A 16,043-nucleotide genomic window follows, 5' to 3' on the forward strand; every position below is an offset into this window, starting at 1 on the left:
AGAGGACCGGATGCGGGCACGGTCGTGCCCGGGGCGCCGGTCTACTCGATCAGGATCACGCGTCCAGACTACCGGCCGGGTCCACCCGATTCCCCACGTAGGGTCGGGCCCCATGACCGATCTCACCTCCCTGGCCGGTCGGGCGGCACTGGTCACCGGCGCCTCGCGGGGCATCGGGTACGGCGTCGCCGCCGCGCTGCTGGCGCGCGGCGCGTCGGTGGCGATCACCGGTCGGCGCGCCCCGGAGCTCGACGCGGCGGCGGCGGAGCTCGCGGCCGGCGCGGGGGCCGGCACCGGCCGGGTGCTCGCCGTCGCCGGCAACGTCGGGGACGCGGCGCACCGGGCCGCCGCGGCGGAGGCGACGGTGGCCGCGTTCGGCTCGCTGGACGTGCTGGTCAACAACGCCGGGATCAACCCCCAGCACGGGCCGCTGGTCGAGGCCGACCTCGACGCCGTCCGCAAGATCCTCGACGTCAACGTGGTCGCCGCCCTCGGGTTCGTCCAGCAGGCGCACCGGGTCTGGATGGGCGCGCACGGCGGCGCCGTCGTCAACGTCGCCTCGGTCGCGGCGCTGCGGCCCACCGGCGTCATCGGGGCCTACGGGGCGTCGAAGGCCGCGCTGCTCACCCTGACCGAGGAGCTGGCCGGCCAGCTCGGCCCCGGCATCCGGGTCAACGCCGTCGCCCCCGCCGTGGTGCGGACGCGGTTCGCCGAGGCGCTCTACGCCCACGACGAGGCGTCCGTCGTCGCGGGCTACCCGCTGGGGCGCCTCGGCGAGCCCGCGGACGTCGCCGAGGCGGTCGCGTTCCTCGTCTCCGACGCCGCGTCCTGGGTCACCGGGGCCACCCTGCGGATCGACGGCGGCAGCCTGTCCGCCGGGCGGCACCGGCCGGGCCCACAGTGACCGGGACGACGAGCGGGACGGCGTCGTCGAGCCGGTCGGGCACCCCCGGCACGACGGTGGCCGACGTGCTGGTCCTCGGCGGCGGTCCGGCCGGCCGGGCGCTCGCGGCGGCGTGCGCGGAGGCCGGGCTGCGCACCACGCTCGCCGACCCCGCCCCGGAGCGGGCGTGGACGGCGACCTACTGCGCGTGGCCCGAGGAGCTGCCCCCGCACCTGCCGGCGGCGATGGTCGCGACCCGGCCGGAGGCGGTGGCCGTGCTGCCCGGCGGTGGCACCCGCGCGCTGGGCCCGTACGCGGTGCTCGACACCGCCGGGCTGCGCGCCCACCTCGACGCCCGGCTCGCCGGGGTCACGGTGCTGGCCGGGCGCGCCGCCGCCGACGACGTCCGGCCCGACGGCCACCGGTACCGGGTGCGGCTGCACCCTCCGGGCGGCCGGGGCGGGAGCGGCGACGCCGGCGACGGCGGGGCCCCGCGGGACGACGCGGCGCGGGTCGTCGACGCGGCCCTGGTCGTCGACGCCACCGGGGCACCGTCGCGGCTGCGCCCCGGCCCGGCGGGCGGGACCGAGCAGACCGCGTGGGGCGTCGTCGTCGACGAGCGGGTGGCCGCGCCGGTGGTGGGGCCCGGCGAGGCCGTCTTCATGGACTGGCGCTCCCCCGGCCCGCACCGCCCGGGGTGGACGGACTGGCCGACGTTCCTCTACGCCGTCCCCTACGGCGACGGCACCGTCCTGCTGGAGGAGACCTCCCTGGCGCGACGGCCGGGCCTGGGGCTGCCCGAGCTGCGCGACCGGCTCGCGGCCCGGCTCGCCGGGGCGGGGGTCACCGTGCCCGACGACGCCCCCGTCGAGCGGGTCCGCTTCCCGGTCGACACCCCGCGCGGCCCACGGCACCCCGTCGGGTTCGGGGCGGCGACCCCGCTGGTGCACCCTGCGACCGGGTTCAGCGTCGCCCCCGCGCTCGGGCTGGCCCCGCAGCTCGCCGCGGAGCTGGCCCGGCACCTGCCGCACGACCCCGCCGCCGCGACGACGGCGGCCCGCCGGCTGCTCTGGCCCCGGTCGGCCCGCGCGGTGCACCGCCTGCGCCGGCACGGGCTGCGCACCGTGCTGGAGATGCCGCCGCGGCTGGTGCCGGACTTCTTCGACGCGTTCTTCGCCGGCCGCAGCGGCCGGGCGTTCCTCACCGGCCGCGACGACCTGACCGGCACCCTCGCCGGGATGGCCGGTGTGTTCCGGGCCGCTCCGCCACCCGTACGAGCGCACATGCTGCGATCGGCCGCCGCATTTCACTCGAAAGGGCGATGACGGGAGGGAGTCGGGACAAGTTGATCGGATACCACGTAGTAACGTCATCGCACGCGGTGACGCCGGCCGCAGGCCCGGCGACGCGCGACCGTTCCCCCGGGAGGCACCTGTGTCCGCATACAAGACCATCGTCGTCGGCACCGACGGCTCGTCGACGTCGTTCGCGGCCGTCGAGCGCGCGGCCGGGGTGGCCGCGGACAGCGGCGCGAAACTGGTCATCGTCTCCGCCTACACCCCGGCCAGCCGCGAGGACACCTCGGCCGCGGAGGACGCGCTGAAGGACGAGGCCTTCCTCGTCACCGGCTGGACCCCCGCCGAGGAGGCGCTGCGCGAGGCCTCCGACCGGGCCGCCGCCGCCGGCGCGAAGGACGTCTCGACCTTCGCCGAGGACGGCGCGCCGGTCGACGTGCTCCGCAAGGCCGTCAAGGAGCACAGCGCCGACCTGCTCGTGATCGGCAACCGCGGTCTGAACACCTTCTCCGGGCGGCTGCTCGGCTCGGTGCCCGCCGACGCGACCCGCCGTGCCGGCGTGGACGTGCTCGTCGTGCACACCACGTGATCGCGTGACGTCCGAACCCGGACCGCCCCGTCCGATGCCCGACCCCGCCTCCATCGACTGGAGCGGGATCGACGACGGGGCGCTGGACGAGTTCATCCTGGGCGCGCCCCGCGAGTTCACCCGCGACGAGCTGGTGGAGGCCGCGGGGCTCGACCCGGAGGAGTCGGGGCGGCTCTGGCGGGCGCTGGGGTTCGCGGACTCGGATCCGGAGGACCGGGTCTACACCCGCGCCGACCTGGAGGCGGCCAGCACCGTCGCCCGGCTGACCCGGGACTGGCTGCCCGACAAGAACGCCCGCGAGGCCGTCGCCCGCGCGGTCGCGCAGTCGCTGTCGCGGCTCGCCGAGTGGCAGATCGGCATGCTCGCCCAGGTCGCCGCCGCGCACATCGGCGAGCTGACCCCGCGCGACGCGGCCCGGCTCGCCGCCGACGTGCTGCCCGAGCTGGAGTCGCTGCAGTCCTACGTGTGGCGGCGCCACCTCGCTGCGACGGCGTCGCGCTGGGTCGCGGGGGCGCAGCGGATGGACGCCGCGGACATCGCGGCCGACACCTGGCCGCTGTCGGTCGGGTTCGCCGACATGGTCGGCTTCACCCGCACCACCCGCCGCAGGTCGATGGACGAGCTCGGCGAGATGATCGAGCGGTTCGGCTCGGTGACGACCGAGGTCATCGCGAACGGCCGGGGCCGGGTGATCAAGACCGTCGGCGACGAGGTCCTCTACGTCACCGAGCACCCCGCCGACGCCGCGGCCATCGCGCTCGGCCTGCGCGACCGGGTCCGGACCGAGCCGGCGCTGCCGCAGCTGCGGATCGGCCTCGCCCACGGCATGGTGCTGGCCCGCTACGGCGACGTCTACGGCGAGGTCGTCAACGTCGCGGCCCGGCTCACCTCCGAGGCCCGCCCGGACACGGTGCTGGTCGACAAGGAGATGTTCGAGTCGCTGCGCGACGACCCGCGCTTCGACCTGCGGCGGATCGCGACACTGCACACCCGCGGCTACTCCCACCTGCGGGCGTGGGCACTGCGCGGCGCCCGCGAACGCTGATCCTTGACCTGAACCCGGGTCGAGGTGACAGCCTCGGGCACCATGACGAGCACGGTGACCACCTCAGCCGCCGCGTACCTCGACCTCCTCGGGGTCGACCGGGCGACACCGGACCGGGCGCTGCTCGACCGGGTCGTGACCGCGCACAACGCGACCATCCCGTTCGAGAACCTCGACCCGTTCACCGGCGTCGAGCCGCCGACCACCTCCGACGGCGTCGCGGCGAAGCTGGTGAACGGCCGGCGCGGCGGCTGGTGCTTCGAGCACAACCGCCTGCTGTACGACGTGCTGGCCGCGGTGGGGTACCAGGTCACCCCGCTCGTCGGCCGGGTCCGCCTGGGCCTGGCCCCGGCGGACCCGCCGACGTCGCGCACCCACCGGCTCACCCTCGTCGACACCACGGAGGGCCGCTTCACCGTCGACGCCGGGTTCGGCTCGACGGTGCCGACCACCGCGCTGCGGCTCGTCGCCGGACTGGAGCAGCCCACCCCGCAGGCGACCTACCGCTACGCCCGCGACGACCACGGCGCCTGGGTCCTGCAGCGGCGCGGCAGCGGTGACTGGGCCGACCAGTACGTCTTCGACCTGGTCCCCGCCCCGGACGTCGACTACGCGATGGGCTCCTGGTACCTGACCCACCACCCGGCGTCGCACTTCCGGACCGGGCTCGTCGCCGCGCGCACCACCCCGGAGCACCGGACCACCCTCGACGGGACCCGGCTCACCGTGCGCACCGCCGACGGCGACCCACAGCGGCACGACCTCACCTCCCCCGCCCACGTCCGGGACGCGCTGGAGGAGCACCTCGGTGTCGACACCGGCGCCGTCGCGGGGCTGGAGGACCGGCTGCGGGAGGTCTACTTCCGGTGAGACGACGACGGGCCGGACCCCGGGTGGGGATCCGGCCCGTCGGGTCGGTGCGGGGTCGTCAGACCCGGAAGCCGAGGGCGCGCAGCTGCTCGCGGCCGTCCTCGGTGATCTTCTCGGGGCCCCACGGCGGCATCCAGACCCAGTTGATCCGGACGTCGTCGACGAGGCCGCCGTCGGGACCGGCGGTGAGCGCGGAGCGGGTCTGCTCCTCGATCACGTCGGTCAGCGGACAGGCCGCCGAGGTCAGCGTCATGTCGATGACCGCGGTCCCGCCGTCCCGGTCGATGCCGTAGACGAGGCCGAGGTCGACGACGTTGATGCCCAGCTCGGGGTCGACGACGTCCTTCATCGCCTCCTCCAGGGCCTCGAGGGTCGCGCCGTCACCGGCGTCGGCCCGGGCGGGCGGCTCGGGCATGCCCGCCGCGCCGCGCACCACGTCCTCGGAGGTGCTCTGTTCGGTGGTCTCGCTCATGCCGGACTCCCCTCGGAGTTCTCGATGCGGGCGTCGGTGCGGCTCACCGCGTCCTTGAATGCCATCCAGCCCAGGAGAGCACACTTGACCCGCGCCGGGTACTTGGCGACGCCGGCGAAGGCCACGCCGTCGCCGATGACGTCCTCGTCGGGCTCGACCCTGCCGCGTCCCTGGGCCATCTCCTGGAACGACGCCATGATCTTCCACGCCTCGCCGACCGGCTTCCCGGCGACGAGGTCGTGCAGCACCGACACCGACGCCTGGCTGATCGAGCAGCCCAGCGTCTCGTAGGACACGTCGGTGACCACGTCCCCGTCGACCTTGACCCGCAGCGTGACCTCGTCCCCGCAGGTGGGGTTCACGTGGTGGGTCTCGGCGTCGTACGGCTCGCGCAGACCGGCGCCGTGCGGGTCACGGTAGTGGTCCAGGATGATCTCCTGGTACATCTGCTGCAGCTGCACGTCACACCGTCCCGAAGAACTTCTGGGCGGCGCGCACCCCGTCGGCCAGCGCGGTGACCTCGTCCAGGGTGTTGTACACCGCGAACGACGCCCGGGCGCTGGCCACGATGCCGAAGCGCCGGTGCAGCGGCCACGCGCAGTGGTGACCCACGCGGATGGCGACGCCGGCGTCGTCGAGCACCTGGGACAGGTCGTGGGCGTGGATGCCGTCCACGACGAACGACACCGCTCCCCCGCGCAGCTCCGCCCCGGGCGGGCCGACGATGCGCAGCCCGTCGATCGCGGACAGCTGCTCGAGCGCCGCCGCGGTCAGCGACGCCTCGTGCGCGGCGACGGTGTCCATCCCGATCGCCCCGAGGTAGTCGACCGCGGCGCCGAGGCCGACGGCCTGCGACGTCATCGGCACCCCGGCCTCGAACTTCTGCGGCGGCGGCGCCCAGGTCGCGCCCTCCATCCGGACGGTCTCGATCATCGAGCCACCGGTGAGGAACGGCGGGAGCGCCTCGAGGAGCTCCCGGCGGCCGTAGAGGACGCCGACCCCGGAGGGCCCGAGCATCTTGTGCCCGGAGAAGACCGCGAAGTCCACCCCGAGCCGGTGCAGGTCGACCGGCATGTGCGGCACCGACTGGCAGGCGTCGAGCACGGTCAGCGCGCCGACCGCGGCGGCCCGCTCCACCAGCTGCGCGACCGGCGCGACGGCGCCGGTGACGTTCGACTGGTGGGTGAAGGCCACGACCCGCGTCCGGTCGGTGAGCTCGAGCGAGTCGAGGTCGATCCGGCCGTCGTCGGTGACGGAGTACCAGCGCAGGGTCGCGCCGGTCCGCCGGCACAGCTCCTGCCACGGGATGAGGTTCGCGTGGTGCTCCAGCTCGGTCACGACGACCTCGTCACCGGGGCCGAGCGCGAACCGCTCGGAGGCGGCGTCGAGCCCGGTCCGGACCGAGGCGTTGCCCAGGCCGTAGGCGACCAGGTTGATGCCCTCGGTCGCGTTCTTGACGAACACGACCTCGTCGTCGTTCGCACCGACGAACGCCGCGATGCGTGACCGGGCGGACTCGTAGGCGTCGGTGGCCTCCTCGGCGAGCTGGTGCGCGCCCCGGTGGACGGCCGCGTTGTGCCGCTCCAGGAACGTGCGCTCGGCGTCGAGCACCTGGCGCGGCCGCTGGGAGGTCGCACCGGAGTCGAGGTAGACCAGCGGCTTCTCCTCGCGCACGGTGCGCGCGAGGATCGGGAAGTCCGCCCGGATCCGGGCCACGGCGTCGGCGTCGAGGCCGGCCGTGGTCCCGGTTCCGTGGGTGAGGGTCATGGTCAGGCCAGTGCCTTCTGGTCCGCCGCCGCCTTGTCGGCCTGGGTGAACCGGACGTAGCCGTTCTTCTCCAGCTCGTCGGCCAGCTCGGGGCCGCCGGACTCGACGACGCGGCCGCCGGAGAACACGTGCACGCGGTCCGGCTTGATGTGGTTCAGGATCCGCGTGTAGTGCGTGATCAGCAGGACGCCGGTCTCGCCGCTCGACCGGTACCGGTTCACGCCCTCGGACACGACGCGCAGGGCGTCGACGTCGAGGCCGGAGTCGGTCTCGTCGAGCACGGCGAACTTCGGGTTCAGCAGCTCGAGCTGGAGCACCTCGTGGCGCTTCTTCTCACCGCCGGAGAAGCCCTCGTTGACCGAGCGGTCGGCGAACTCCGGGGAGATGTCGAGGCCGGCCATGGCCTCCTTGACCTCCTTGACCCAGGTCCGCAGCTTCGGCGCCTCGCCGCGGGTGGCGGTGGCCGCCGAGCGCAGGAAGTTCGCCATCGACACGCCCGGGACCTCGACCGGGTACTGCATGGCCAGGAACAGCCCGGCCCGCGCCCGCTCGTCGACCGACATCTCCAGGACGTTCTCGCCGTCCAGCAGCACCTCGCCACTGGTCACGGTGTACTTGGGGTGCCCGGCGATGGCGTAGGCCAGCGTGGACTTGCCGGAGCCGTTCGGCCCCATGATCGCGTGCGTCTCGCCCGCGCGGACGGTGAGGTTCACACCGCGCAGGATCTCCTTGGGGCCGTCCTCGGTCTCGACCGAGGCGTGCAGGTCCTTGATCTCCAGAGTGGACATCGGTGGTGGTCGCTCCGTATTCGGGAAAGTGTGCGGAATCGGTGCCGAGCTGCGCTCAGACGCCGGTGAGCGCGAGCTCGGCCTCGACGGCCGCCTCGAGGCGCTCCTTGAGCTCCGGCAGCGTGATCTTGTTCAGGACCTCGCCGAAGAACCCGCGGACGACCAGGCGACGGGCCTGGTCCTCGGGGATGCCGCGGCTGCGCAGGTAGAACAGCTGCTCGTCGTCGAACCGCCCGGTGGCGCTGGCGTGGCCCGCGCTCACGATCTCGCCGGTCTCGATCTCCAGGTTGGGCACGGAGTCGGCGCGGCAGTGCTCGGTGAGCACCAGGTTCCGGTTGAACTCGAAGGTCTCGGTGTTCTCGGCGGCGGCCCGGATCAGCACGTCGCCGATCCACACCACGTGCGAGGAGTCCTTCGTGAGGCTCTGCAGCGCGTTCTTGTAAAGCACGTTGGACTTGCAGTTCGGCATCGCGTGGTCCACCAGCAGCCGCTGCTCGAGGTGCTGGCCGGCGTCGGTGAAGCCGAGCCCGATGAGCTCGGCGTCGCCGCCGGGGCCGGCGTAGCGCACGGTCGAGGAGACCCGGACCAGGTCGCCGCCCAGCTGGACCGTGGTGGCCCGCAGGGTGGCGTCGCGCCCGATCGAGTAGTGCTCGGCGCCCACGTGCACGGCGTCGTCGGCCCACTCCTCGGTCACGACCAGCGTGAGCTGCGAGCCGTCGCCCAGGACGACCTCGGTGTTGTCGGCCAGCACGCCCGACCCCCGGTGCACGACGACGACCGTCGCCTGCGTGTGCGGGGTGGTGCGGATGTGCAGGTGGCCGGCCGCCGTGACGCCCTCGCCGGGGCCGTCCACGGTGATCGTCACCGGGTCGAGCTTCTCCCCGTCCAGGGTGACCAGGGTGGCCTCGCCGAACCCGGACCAGGCCGCGGCGGCGACCCGGTCGAACGGGACACCGCCCTCGCCGATCCGGGCGTCGTCGCGGCCGACCTTCTCGACGGTCACCCCGGCGGCCTCGGTGACCGAGACCGGCGCGGTGCCCTCGAACGCGGCACTGCCGTCGTGCAGGCCCTTGAGCCGGCGCAGCGGGGTGAACCGCCAGTTCTCCTCGCGGCCACCGGGGACCTCGAACGCCTCCACGTCGAAGGACTGGAAGCGCTCGCCGGCCGAGGCGATCGGGACCTCGCCCTGCCCCTCCTTGGCGCCCTTCAGCTCGGGCGCGAGGCCGGCAACGTCACTCGTCGTCATCCGACGGAACCCTCCATCTGCAGCTCGATCAGCCGGTTCAGCTCCAGCGCGTACTCCATCGGCAGCTCGCGCGCGATGGGCTCGACGAACCCGCGCACGACCATGGCCATGGCCTCGTCCTCGGTCAGACCGCGGCTCATCAGGTAGAAGAGCTGGTCGTCGGAGACCTTGGAGACGGTGGCCTCGTGCCCCATCGACACGTCGTCGTTGCGAATGTCGACGTAGGGGTAGGTGTCCGAGCGCGAGATCGTGTCGACCAGCAGCGCGTCGCACTTCACCGTCGAACGGGAGTTCTTCGCGCGCGGGTTGACCTGGACCAGGCCGCGGTAGGACGTACGCCCGCCGCCGCGCGCCACCGACTTCGACACGATCGTCGAGGAGGTGTTGGGCGCGAGGTGGACCATCTTGGCGCCGGCGTCCTGGTGCTGGCCCTCGCCCGCGAACGCGATCGAGAGGACCTCGCCCTTGGCGTGCTCGCCCATCAGCCACACGGCCGGGTACTTCATGGTCACCTTGGAGCCGAGGTTGCCGTCGACCCACTCCATGGTCGCGCCCTCCTCTGCCTTGGCGCGCTTGGTGACCAGGTTGTAGACGTTGTTCGACCAGTTCTGGATCGTGGTGTAGCGGCAGCGGCCGCCCTTCTTGACCACGATCTCGACGACGGCCGAGTGCAGCGAGTCGGTCTTGTAGATCGGCGCGGTGCAGCCCTCGACGTAGTGCACGTAGGCACCCTCGTCGACGATGATCAGCGTCCGCTCGAACTGGCCCATGTTCTCGGTGTTGATCCGGAAGTAGGCCTGCAGCGGGATGTCGACGTGCACGCCCGGCGGGACGTAGATGAAGGAGCCACCGGACCAGACCGCGGAGTTCAGGGCGGAGAACTTGTTGTCACCGGACGGGATGACCGAGCCGAAGTACTCCCGGAACAGCTCCGGGTGCTCCTTCAGCGCGGTGTCGGTGTCCAGGAAGATGACGCCCTGCTGCTCGAGGTCCTCGCGGATCGAGTGGTAGACGACCTCGGACTCGTACTGCGCGGCGACACCGGAGACCAGGCGGGCCTTCTCGGCCTCCGGGATCCCCAGCTTGTCGTAGGTGTTCTTGATGTCCTCGGGCAGGTCGTCCCAGGTGGCGGCCTGCTTCTCCGAGGAGCGCACGAAGTACTTGATGTTGTCGAAGTCGATCCCGGACAGGTCGGAGCCCCAGCGCGGCATCGGCTTCTTGCCGAAGATGTCGAGCGCCTTCTGCCGGAACTCCAGCATCCACTCGGGCTCGCTCTTCAGGCGGGAGATGTCGGCGACGACCTCGGAGGACAGGCCACGCTTCGCGATGGAGCCCGCCTCGTCGGAGTCGGCCCAGCCGAAGTCGTACCGGCCGAGCGCCGCGATCGTCTCCTCCTGCGTGAGCTCGGTGCGCACATCAGGAGTGGTCGTCATAAGGACTGCCTCCCTTTCGGGGACCGTGGTGGGAGAAGGTCCCGCCGTCGGCGGGGCCCCCTTCTTCTTGCACCTGCCGCACCTGCGCAGTGGTTCTCCCACTCACGGTGACGGAACGGCCTTGCTTCTTACCTCGTGCCCGCGCGAGGAGTTCGGGATCCTCGAGCGGGACGTGTGTGGTGCACGCGGCGTCGCCGCGGGCGATGGTGGCCAGCCGCTGCACGTGCGTGCCCAGGAGCTCGGCGAAGGCACGCGTCTCGGCCTCGCAGAGCTCCGGGAACTCGGTGGCCACGTGGGCCACCGGGCAGTGGTGCTGGCACAGCTGCACCCCGAACCCGCCGTGGCGGGCCTGCGCAGCGTAGCCGCGGGCACTGAGCACCCGGGCGAGCGCTTCGACCCGTTCCGCGGGTTCCGCCGGGGCGGTCACCGCGTCGAGGTCGGACCCGAGCAGCTCGCGCACCCGGTGCCGGGCGAAGGCGTCGACCGCCTCCTCCCCCGCCGTCTCGGCGAGGAAGCGCAGCGCCTGGGTGGCCAGGTCGTCGTACCCGTGCCCGAACCGGACCCGGCCCGTGTCGGTGAGCAGGTACTCCCGGGCCGGACGGCCCCGGCCGCGCGGACGGGCGGACCGGGCCGGGGCCCGGACCTCCGCCTCGCCGTCGGCGATCAGCGCGTCGAGGTGCCGGCGCACGGCGGCCTCGGTGAGCTCCAGCTCGGCCGCCACGACGGCGGCCGTGACCGGACCCTGCTCCATGAGCACCCGTGCCACGAGGGCGCGGGTACCCGTCCCGGACGCGGCGGGCACCACGGCGTCGCCGCCGACGCCGTGCCCGCAGGCAGGGTCGTCGAGGCGCCGCGGCGCTGTCCGGTCCGTTTTCACAACATCAGTGTTGCGTATATCGGTCGGCACGGCAAAACAGACCCCCCGCCGTGGTGACCGGGCTCACTCCACCCGCAGGTGAGGGCCGGTACCGGACCCCCCGTGGCCGCACCACTAGCCTCTTCTCCCATGGTGACGCCCGAGGTCGCCCCGCCCGGGCGCGACGACCCCCCGACGCGTGCGGCGCCGTCCGATCCCCCCGCCACACCGCCGTCGACCGGCCACCGGGCCCGGCGCGGCCTGCGCGAGCAGGCCCGGATCGCGCGGATCCTCGGCCTGACCGGCGCGCTCCTGATGGGGATCAGCGCGCTGGGGTCCGGGGCCTTCCCGGTGCCGAACCCGCTCAACGGGCTGCGCGTGATCGGGCTGCCGTCGCGCAACGTCACCCTCGCGATCGCCGTCACCTACGCGGGCCTGCTCATGGTGGTCACGGCCTGGCTGTGGATCGCCCGGATGCTCACCACCCGCGGGGCGCACCACCCCGCTCCCGAGCGCCGCGAGCTCGGTCGCACCGCGATCCTGTGGGGGGTGCCGCTGGCGCTGGCGCCGCCGATGTTCTCGAAGGACATCTACAGCTACCTCGCCCAGAGCGCGACGCTCGCCCGCGGGATCGACCCGTACTCGATCGGCCCGGCGCAGGCGCTCGGCATCGACGACCCGCTGGTCCGCGGCATCCCCACGGTCTGGCGCGACACCCCGGCGCCCTACGGCCCGCTGTTCCTCGGCCTCGGTCGCGGGATCACGGCGCTGTCCGGGGAGAACGTGGTGCTCGGCATCCTCGAGCACCGGGTGCTCGCGCTGGTCGGCGTCGCGCTGATGGTGTGGGTGCTGCCCCGGCTGGCCTCCCGGTTCGACCTCGACGCCGGCCTCGTCCTGTGGCTCGGCGCGGCGAACCCGCTGGTGCTGTTCCACATGGTCAGCGGCATCCACAACGAGTCGATCATGCTGCCGCTGCTGCTGCTCGGGCTCTGGGTGATGCTCGGGCGCGACGACACCGTCCAGCCGTGGTGGCGGATCACCGGCGGTGCCGCGCTGATCGTCGCCGCGGCCTCGGTGAAGCTCCCGGCGCTGCTCGCGCTGGGCTTCGTCGGTGTGTACCTGGTCCGCAGGCGCGGCGGCAGGCTCGTCGACTGGGCCGTGATGACGGCCTGGCTGTCCGCGATCGCCGCGGCCGTGCTCACCTTCTTCAGCCTGGCCACCGGGCTGGGCTTCAACTGGGTGCGCGGGCTGTCCGCGCCCAGCGTGCTCATCTCGCCCATGTCGATCAGCACCAACCTGGGGCTGCTCGCCGGGCAGGTCGGCAGACTCGCCGGGCTCGGTGACCACACCGAGACCACGATGGGCCTGATGCGCAGCCTGTTCGTGCTGCCGATCGCGGTGATCGTGGTCGTGCTGCTGCTCGGCTGCCTGCGCGGGCGGGTCGACCCGGTCACCGGCACCGGCCTCGGGCTCGGCGCCGTCGTGCTGCTCGGCCCCGTCGTGCACCCCTGGTACCTGTTCTGGGCGCTGCTGCCGCTGGTCGTGACCCGGGCGATGCCGTTCTACCGCCGCGGCCTGCTGCTGCTGTCGGTCGTGCTCGCGCTGGCCGTGCCGCCCACCGGCGCCGACTTCTTCTTCCGCGGGTTCCAGCTGCCGCTGGCCATCACCGCGGGCGCGGCCATGTACACCCTCGCGCTGTACGTCGTCGCCCGGCTGATCCGCTCCCCCGGCGACGCCGGTGACCCGGCCCGCCCGGACGGGGGCACCGACGGCAGCGGCACCGACGGCAGCGGCACCGACGGCAGCGGCACCGACGGCAGCGGCACCGACGGCAGCGGCACCGACGGCAGCGGCACCGACGGCAGCGGCACCGACGGCAGCGGCACCGACGGCAGCGGCACCGACGGCAGCGGCACCGACGGCAGCGGCACCGACGGCAGCGGCACCGACGGCAGCGGCACCGACGGCAGCGGCACCGACGGCAGCGGCACCGACGGCAGCGGCACCGACGGCAGCGGCACCCCGGGCGACACCGGCGCCGGGACCCGCGCGCCGTCGGACCAGGAGCCCGCCCGGTGAGCGCCGCCCTGGAGATCCGCGGCCTCGTCGTGCGCTACGGCGCCACGACCGCCGTCGACGGGATCGACCTCGACCTCGCCCGCGGCGAGGTGCTCGCCCTGCTCGGCCCGAACGGCGCCGGCAAGTCCTCGACCGTCGAGGTGTGCACCGGGTTCCGGGCGCCCTCGGCCGGACGGGTGCGGGTCCTCGGCCACGACCCGGCCGACGAGGCCGTCCGCCCCCGGGTCGGCGTCATGCCGCAGGGCGGCGGCGCCTACCCGGCCGTGCGGACCGGGGAGATGCTGCACCTGGTCGCCGACTGCGCCGCGCACCCGCTCGACGTCGACATGCTCATCGACGTGCTCGGCCTGCGTCCGCGGGCGGGCACCCCGTACAAGCGGCTGTCCGGCGGGGAGCAGCAGCGCCTGGCGCTGGCGTGCGCCGTCGTCGGGCGCCCGGAGCTGGTGTTCCTCGACGAGCCGACCGCCGGTCTGGACCCGCAGGCCCGCCACCTGGTGTGGGACCTGGTCCGGGCGCTGCGCCGCGACGGCGTGGGGGTGCTGCTGACCACCCACCTGATGGACGAGGCCGAGCAGCTCGCCGACGACGTCGTGATCATCGACCACGGCCGGGTCGTCGCGCACGGCTCGCCCGCCCAGCTCACCGCGGGCGACCAGACCGAGCTGCGCTTCCGGGCCCGGCCCGGGATGGACGTCGCCGGTCTCGACGCCCGGCTGCCCGCCGGCTACGCCAGCTGCGAGACCTCCCCCGGCCGCTACCGGGTCCGCGGCCGGATCGACCCGGGCGCGCTCGCCGCCATCACCTCGTGGTGCGCCGACCAGGGCGTGCTCGCCGACGACGTCCAGGTCGTGCGGCGCAGCCTGGAGGACGTCTTCCTCGACCTCACCGGACGGGAGCTGCGCTCGTGACGACCCCGCGGACGACGCCACCGTTCCCCGACGGCATGTTCACCCCCGCGCCCGGGCGCGGCCGGGTGCTGACGATGCTGCGGGCCCAGGGCGGCCTGGAGACCCGGCTCGCGCTGCGCAACGCCGAGCAGGTGCTGCTGACCCTGCTCATCCCGGCGGCCCTGCTGGCCGGGCTCACGCTCGTGCCCGCGGTGCCCGCCCCGGAGCCGCGGGTGGCGTGGCTGTTCGCCTCCATGCTGGCGCTGGCCGTGATGAGCTCGGCGTTCACCAGCCAGGCCATCGCGCTCGGCTTCGACCGCCGCTACGGCGCGCTGCGCAGGCTGGCCGCGACGGCGCTGCCCCGCTGGCTGCTGGTGTGCGGGCGGCTGGCCGCGGTCGCCGCCGTCGTCGTGATCCAGGTGGTGCTGCTCGGCGTGCTGGCGGCGCTGCTGGGCTGGTCCCCGGCCGGTGCCCGGCTCGACGGCGCCGCGCTGGCGGTGCTGCTGGGCGCGGCCGCGTTCGGGGCGCTGGGCATCCTGCTGGGCGGGACGCTGCGCGCGGAGATCGTGCTCGCCGTCGCCAACCTGGTGTGGTTCGCGCTGCTGCTGGCCGGTGGGATCGTCGTGCCGGTGGCGGACCTGCCGGGGCCGCTGGCGGCGCTCGCGCCGTGGCTGCCCTCCGGGGCGCTGGCCGAGGCGCTGCGCTCGGCCCTCGGCGCGGGCGAGTTCCCCGCGGCCGGGCCGCTGCTGGTGCTGACCGGCTGGGCCGTCGTCGCCGGGGTGGCGGCGTCGCGGCTGGTGCGCTGGACCTGAGCCCCATCTTCTACGATGCGTAGTGTGCTGCTGTCGCGCGTGCCCTCCACCCCGCCGGTGCTGATGCGCCGGCTGGCGATCGCGAACCTCGTCGCCCAGATCGGGATCGGGGTGACCGGCTCGGTGGTCCGGGTCACCGGCTCCGGCCTCGGCTGCTCGACCTGGCCGCAGTGCGAGCCGGGCAGCATGATCCCGGTCGACCACGCCGAGATCGCTCCGCTGCACATGTGGATCGAGTTCTCCAACCGGCTGCTCGGCATCCTGGTGGTGCTCACCGCGGGCGCGGCGCTGCTCGGCGCGCTGTACACCCGGCCGCGGCGCCGCCGCCTCACCGGGCTGGCGCTGGCGATGCCGCTCGGCGTCGTCGCGCAGGCCGTCATCGGCGGGATCACCGTGCTGCTCGGGCTGGCCTGGTGGACGGTGATGCTGCACTTCCTGGCCTCGATGGTGCTGGTCTGGTTCGCGGTGCTGCTCGTCGGCGCCGCCGGCGAGGCCGACGGCCCGGTGACCCGCACCGTGCCCGTCGCCGGGCGTGGGCTGGTGCTGTTCTCCACCGCGGTGCTGGGCGTCCTGCTCGTCGCGGGGACCCTGGTCACCGCGGCCGGTCCGCACGGCGGCGACCCGGAGACCCCGCGCCTGGACGTGCCGATCCCCGCGCTCGCGCAGCTGCACGTCGACACGCTGTTCCTCTACCTCGGCACCCTGGTCGGGCTCGGGTTCCTGCTGCACGCGGTGTCCGCCCCGCGGGCGCTGCTGCGCCGGTTCCGGGTGCTCGTCGTGGTCGTGCTCGCCCAGGGCGCGCTCGGCGGGGTCCAGTACGCCCTCGGGGTCCCGGAGCTGCTGGTGTCGCTGCACGTGCTCGGCGCCGGGCTGACCGCCGCCGCGGCCGCCTGGGTGTGGGCCGGCACCGCGACCCGCCCGGCCGCCGCCGACCCCCGCGCGACCCCGACCGGCGACCCGGCGGACGCCGCCGCGCCGGAGCCCGCCGCCGCGTCGGTCTGAGTCGGTCCGACCGGCCGCT

At 74.1% G+C, this 16,043-nt stretch carries 16 protein-coding genes; 9 read left to right on the top strand and 7 right to left on the bottom strand.

Annotated elements, in window-relative coordinates; all coding sequences use genetic code 11:
* Nucleotides 1-112: 112 nt before the first annotated feature.
* The 5 genes from DMP17_RS33345 to DMP17_RS33365 all read left to right on the top strand — a co-directional run bounded on the left by DMP17_RS33345 (nt 113) and on the right by DMP17_RS33365 (nt 4,682).
* On the top strand, nt 113-904 hold the full coding sequence (locus tag DMP17_RS33345) for an SDR family oxidoreductase (RefSeq protein WP_337831621.1): 792 nt from the start codon (nt 113-115) through the stop codon (nt 902-904).
* Nucleotides 901-2,208, top strand: coding sequence for a lycopene cyclase family protein (locus DMP17_RS33350; RefSeq protein WP_337831622.1), 1,308 nt, complete (start codon nt 901-903; stop codon nt 2,206-2,208). Before DMP17_RS33345 ends, DMP17_RS33350 begins: the two co-directional genes overlap by 4 nt.
* Before the next feature lie 109 nt (nt 2,209-2,317).
* Nucleotides 2,318-2,767: a universal stress protein gene (locus DMP17_RS33355; protein WP_062395375.1), complete on the top strand. Its 450-nt coding sequence runs from the start codon at nt 2,318-2,320 to the stop codon at nt 2,765-2,767.
* 34 nt (nt 2,768-2,801) lie between these two features.
* Entirely contained in the window at nt 2,802-3,812 is a 1,011-nt protein-coding gene (locus tag DMP17_RS33360) for an adenylate/guanylate cyclase domain-containing protein (protein WP_337831623.1), read from the top strand.
* Nucleotides 3,813-3,854: 42 nt separating this feature from the next.
* A complete protein-coding gene (locus DMP17_RS33365; RefSeq protein WP_337831624.1) occupies nt 3,855-4,682 on the top strand; it encodes an arylamine N-acetyltransferase family protein in 828 nt (275 codons plus the stop codon).
* Nucleotides 4,683-4,740: 58 nt separating this feature from the next.
* Here DMP17_RS33365 and DMP17_RS33370 read toward each other — a convergent pair whose 3' ends face one another.
* The 7 genes from DMP17_RS33370 to DMP17_RS33400 are packed head-to-tail and all read right to left on the bottom strand — an operon-like array spanning nt 4,741 to nt 11,193.
* Nucleotides 4,741-5,154 (bottom strand): metal-sulfur cluster assembly factor, encoded by a 414-nt coding sequence (locus tag DMP17_RS33370; protein ID WP_020624271.1) that lies wholly within the window; start codon nt 5,152-5,154, stop codon nt 4,741-4,743.
* A complete protein-coding gene (gene sufU, locus DMP17_RS33375) occupies nt 5,151-5,615 on the bottom strand; it encodes a Fe-S cluster assembly sulfur transfer protein SufU (protein WP_062395379.1) in 465 nt (154 codons plus the stop codon). The genes DMP17_RS33370 and sufU overlap by 4 nt, the downstream gene beginning before the upstream one ends.
* A 1-nt stretch (nt 5,616) precedes the next feature.
* The gene (locus DMP17_RS33380; RefSeq protein ID WP_337831625.1) at nt 5,617-6,921 is read right to left on the bottom strand and encodes a cysteine desulfurase; all 1,305 of its coding nucleotides are present in this window, start codon (nt 6,919-6,921) and stop codon (nt 5,617-5,619) included.
* A 2-nt stretch (nt 6,922-6,923) separates the two neighbouring features.
* Complete coding sequence (gene sufC, locus DMP17_RS33385; RefSeq protein ID WP_226357297.1) at nt 6,924-7,709, bottom strand: Fe-S cluster assembly ATPase SufC; 786 nt, start codon at nt 7,707-7,709, stop codon at nt 6,924-6,926.
* A 55-nt stretch (nt 7,710-7,764) separates the two neighbouring features.
* Entirely contained in the window at nt 7,765-8,955 is a 1,191-nt protein-coding gene (gene sufD / locus DMP17_RS33390) for a Fe-S cluster assembly protein SufD (protein WP_226357298.1), read from the bottom strand.
* The gene (gene sufB, locus DMP17_RS33395) at nt 8,952-10,388 is read right to left on the bottom strand and encodes a Fe-S cluster assembly protein SufB (RefSeq protein ID WP_226365015.1); all 1,437 of its coding nucleotides are present in this window, start codon (nt 10,386-10,388) and stop codon (nt 8,952-8,954) included. The genes sufD and sufB overlap by 4 nt, the downstream gene beginning before the upstream one ends.
* Nucleotides 10,372-11,193, bottom strand: a complete 822-nt coding sequence (locus DMP17_RS33400; RefSeq protein ID WP_337832773.1) for a helix-turn-helix transcriptional regulator — start codon at nt 11,191-11,193, stop codon at nt 10,372-10,374. Before DMP17_RS33400 ends, sufB begins: the two co-directional genes overlap by 17 nt.
* Nucleotides 11,194-11,394: 201 nt before the next feature.
* Here DMP17_RS33400 and mptB point away from each other — a divergent pair, with 201 nt between their 5' ends.
* The 4 genes from mptB to DMP17_RS33420 are packed head-to-tail and all read left to right on the top strand — an operon-like array spanning nt 11,395 to nt 16,024.
* Nucleotides 11,395-13,323, top strand: coding sequence for a polyprenol phosphomannose-dependent alpha 1,6 mannosyltransferase MptB (gene mptB / locus DMP17_RS33405; RefSeq protein WP_337831626.1), 1,929 nt, complete (start codon nt 11,395-11,397; stop codon nt 13,321-13,323).
* Complete coding sequence (locus DMP17_RS33410) at nt 13,320-14,231, top strand: ABC transporter ATP-binding protein (RefSeq protein WP_226357301.1); 912 nt, start codon at nt 13,320-13,322, stop codon at nt 14,229-14,231. The genes mptB and DMP17_RS33410 overlap by 4 nt, the downstream gene beginning before the upstream one ends.
* Before the next feature lie 35 nt (nt 14,232-14,266).
* Entirely contained in the window at nt 14,267-15,022 is a 756-nt protein-coding gene (locus DMP17_RS33415) for an ABC transporter permease (RefSeq protein ID WP_226357510.1), read from the top strand.
* Nucleotides 15,023-15,037: 15 nt separating this feature from the next.
* Nucleotides 15,038-16,024 carry a COX15/CtaA family protein gene (locus DMP17_RS33420; RefSeq protein ID WP_374228596.1) on the top strand — a complete coding sequence of 329 codons (987 nt, stop codon included), beginning with the start codon at nt 15,038-15,040 and terminating at the stop codon, nt 16,022-16,024.
* Nucleotides 16,025-16,043 lie beyond the last annotated feature (19 nt).

It is taken from the genome of Pseudonocardia sp. TMWB2A, from assembly GCF_017312135.1.